Genomic DNA, 2,943 nt, shown 5'->3' on the forward strand with positions numbered 1-2,943 from the left:
TTACTGTGACTCTTCCTGAGATCGCAGGGTCTTTGACGTCTCGTATTAACGATAACTTTCAGATGTTCAATCATGCATCTTCAAGTTAATTGGGTATAATAAAGGAAAATATCAGATCCTATCTCTATAGGTTAGGGGAGCTCCAAGCTCTAGTCGGTAGACTATTTAATTATTCAAGAGGCATTGAAAAATTTGATGATAGCCCTTTGTCGTGGGATGACTTCAAAAATGCCTACGGAAACCTAGATCTTTGGATTGAAGAGATAGATGATTTGAAGGGCTTTACGAAAAGGGCCATTGTCCGAGGCGACAACCATGGTTGGAAAGCATAACAAGGGGCTGCAGCGGACCGCTTTTCCGGCGCTGTGCGCCTCCAAATCGGCCGCTGAGCCCAGGCGTTATGCATCTAGGTAGATTGAGTAATGGAAGCGAGACCTAATAAATCTGAAAAGTTATTCCTCAGTCTTGGGTACAACCGGTTTTACGACTTGTTCGATGAGATCATGGTGGATGATTTCTGGGCAAAAGAGGATTGCTATAGGTTTGGGAAAGTGTCGAGCATCTTTGCAGTTTATGCCGAGCTTTTAGCTTATGAGCCATTCAAGCATGTACTTGAAGCGCTAAAGAGGCAGCGTCCTCCGATGGAATCTGAGATTGGGGGCCCTCTGTTTAAGTTCGTACGTAACATACTCGCTCATTTCCCCGTATTTGAAACATGGGATGAGGTGTGGGTGAGTAAAGAGTTAGTTAATTGGCAGAGAGAAGGCTTGACGATTGACCGCTTCCTAAAAAAGTATGCTGGCCACGATGAAGTGAAGTATCGCTTCTGGGAAGCAGATAAAAAACGCATGACTTATATGAGTATTCGTTTTCCCGAAAAATACGACAACAACAAGATATATCTTAAAGATATGATTGAAGAAAAAGACGGAGTGAAATTTTCGCTCATAATGATGCGCCAGATACTTAATACACAAGTAGAGTCAGTTGGTGAAAATGCATAACAAACAAAGGCAGCGGACGCCAAAAAGCAGCGCACGCTGCTTTGGGCGTTAGCCCATCAAAGTGAATTATAGATAGAGGTTAGAAAATTGTTTCCAAAATACAGCCAGTATAAAAAATGGACACTTCCTAGTAAGTACTCGTTTTGGGGGTGGTTGCTGGGAATATTAGGCATTAGTTTGGCTATATTAGGTATAGGCTTGACTATACACAACCCGTTTGCAGATAAAGATATTCATCAAGAGATTGCTAAAGAGGAGTACAAGCCTGAAGTAAACGTAAAGCTTGTCGAGATAACCAAATGGATTACTGATGATTCTGCGTTCCTTACAATAGAGTTTGAGAATGTTTCTCGTGGTCCAGCGCTAGAGTTCAGTGCAATGATTGTAAATAACGGAGAACCAGTGGATTTTGATGTAGTAAGCCGCTCTGATTTTTCACGCTCTGGAACACTGAGAATAGGTTCAAATAAAACAGCCTCCATTCCAATAGTCGAAATAAATGAGCTTAAACGGTATGTTAGTTCAAAGACGCACTATGAAAACTTTTTAGGTGTTGGTAAGGAATCTAGTATTCCTGAGTCCATTCAGAAAGAATTAGATAAGAAGTATGTACGCTCAGGTAATGGTGGATATCAAACATCATCACAGCCAATTTACCTGAACTATTACTATAAAGGAATTGGTGGAACAGAGCACAAGATAGAGACAGGTTTCTATGCTTACTTAGATGTAACGCCGAAATAGTGGGCTAACAAACGAGTATGTCGTCAATCACTAAATTTTAGCGAGATTTTTATCCCACATCACGCCGTCTCTGAGCATCGAATTTAAGATCACTACCATCTTGCGCACACAGGCAATAATGGCGACTTTTTTCGGCTTTCCAGCGGCCACTAATCGGGTATGCGTCGCTTTAAAAACAGGATTACATTGCATCGCAGACATCATCGCCATATACAACACGGTACGAACTTGAGCACGTCCACCTTGGATCACCCGTTTGCCTTTATATCGCCCACTTTCTTTTGTCACGGGTGCAACACCAATGAGAGATGCCGCTTGTTTTTTAGTTATATAGCCCAGCTCAGGGACGTTACTGATGATAGATGCTGCCGCAATGCTGCCAATGCCAGGCACGCTTTGTAAGAGCGTATTTTTAGTCTGATATTCAGGGCATGCTTCAATCAACGTCACGAGTTTTTGTTCGATGTTGGTGATTTGATTTTTCATCGCAGTGAGCAAGGGTTTGATGGTTGAATGCAAGGTTTTGGGCAGTATCTGCAAGCGGTTCTTTTCCATCGTTTGCATAGATAGGAGCTGGTTTCTCCTGATGACTAAGTCACTCATTAGACGTATATTTTCCGCCTTGATAATGGTGATTTCAGGCTTAATGGCGTCGCCATAATGTGCGATTAACTCAGCATCTAAGCGGTCATTTTTCGCTCTGCGGCCAATGGCGCCGGCGAAGCGTTTAATGTGCACAGGGTTGGCGCGTACGATGGGTAAATTGGCTTCAATACACGCGAGCACAAAGGGCATTTCTAATCGGCCAGTGGCTTCAATGATGATGCGCTCAGGCTGATATGGCTTGATGATTTTCAATGCATCTTTAATGCCTTTATCAGTGTTTGGCACAGAGAAGAAGTGCGCAGTTGGTCTGACGTAGATGTCGAGTTGCGCTTTGCCGGTATCGACGCCGATGTAGATGTTTTGATTGGACGCAGTATTCATAATAAGCTAACTCTTGTTTGCGTAATACGGGTTCGAGACCCAGTCGAGTATTCGAGTTTGGTGCTTGGAGTTCTAAGGTGCGTTCATGTTTGTTATCGGTCTCTCGACAGAGGCGGTAGATTTCAAGGTAGTTGACCAGATTTCCTAATTAAGCGGCGCTTTTTTGACCGCCTCGTTGATTGTCTTCTGAGCTGCTTGGATTGAGTGT

Annotated in this window: 3 protein-coding genes; 2 read left to right on the forward strand and 1 reads right to left on the reverse strand. The window is 43.2% G+C overall.

Features of this window, described 5'->3' with window-relative positions; all coding sequences use genetic code 11:
- The first annotated feature begins 422 nt into the window (after positions 1-422).
- Complete coding sequence (locus BZJ21_RS15110) at positions 423-1,004, forward strand: hypothetical protein (RefSeq protein ID WP_077670237.1); 582 nt, start codon at positions 423-425, stop codon at positions 1,002-1,004.
- 87 nt (positions 1,005-1,091) lie between these two features.
- Positions 1,092-1,748, forward strand: a complete 657-nt coding sequence (locus tag BZJ21_RS15115; protein ID WP_045608270.1) for a hypothetical protein — start codon at positions 1,092-1,094, stop codon at positions 1,746-1,748.
- Positions 1,749-1,778: 30 nt separating this feature from the next.
- Here the strand turns inward: BZJ21_RS15115 and BZJ21_RS16620 are convergent, their stop codons facing one another.
- Positions 1,779-2,735 (reverse strand): IS110 family transposase, encoded by a 957-nt coding sequence (locus BZJ21_RS16620; protein WP_201788234.1) that lies wholly within the window; start codon positions 2,733-2,735, stop codon positions 1,779-1,781.
- Positions 2,736-2,943 lie beyond the last annotated feature (208 nt).

The organism is Salinivibrio costicola subsp. alcaliphilus (assembly GCF_001996185.1).
Taxonomy (GTDB): domain Bacteria; phylum Pseudomonadota; class Gammaproteobacteria; order Enterobacterales; family Vibrionaceae; genus Salinivibrio; species Salinivibrio costicola.

Coding starts and splice junctions, on each gene's coding strand:
- BZJ21_RS15110 (WP_077670237.1), top strand. CDS start 423: ATGGAAGCGAGACCTAATAAATCTGAAAAGTTATTCCTCAGTCTTGGG.
- BZJ21_RS16620 (WP_201788234.1), bottom strand. CDS start 2,735: ATGAATACTGCGTCCAATCAAAACATCTACATCGGCGTCGATACCGGC.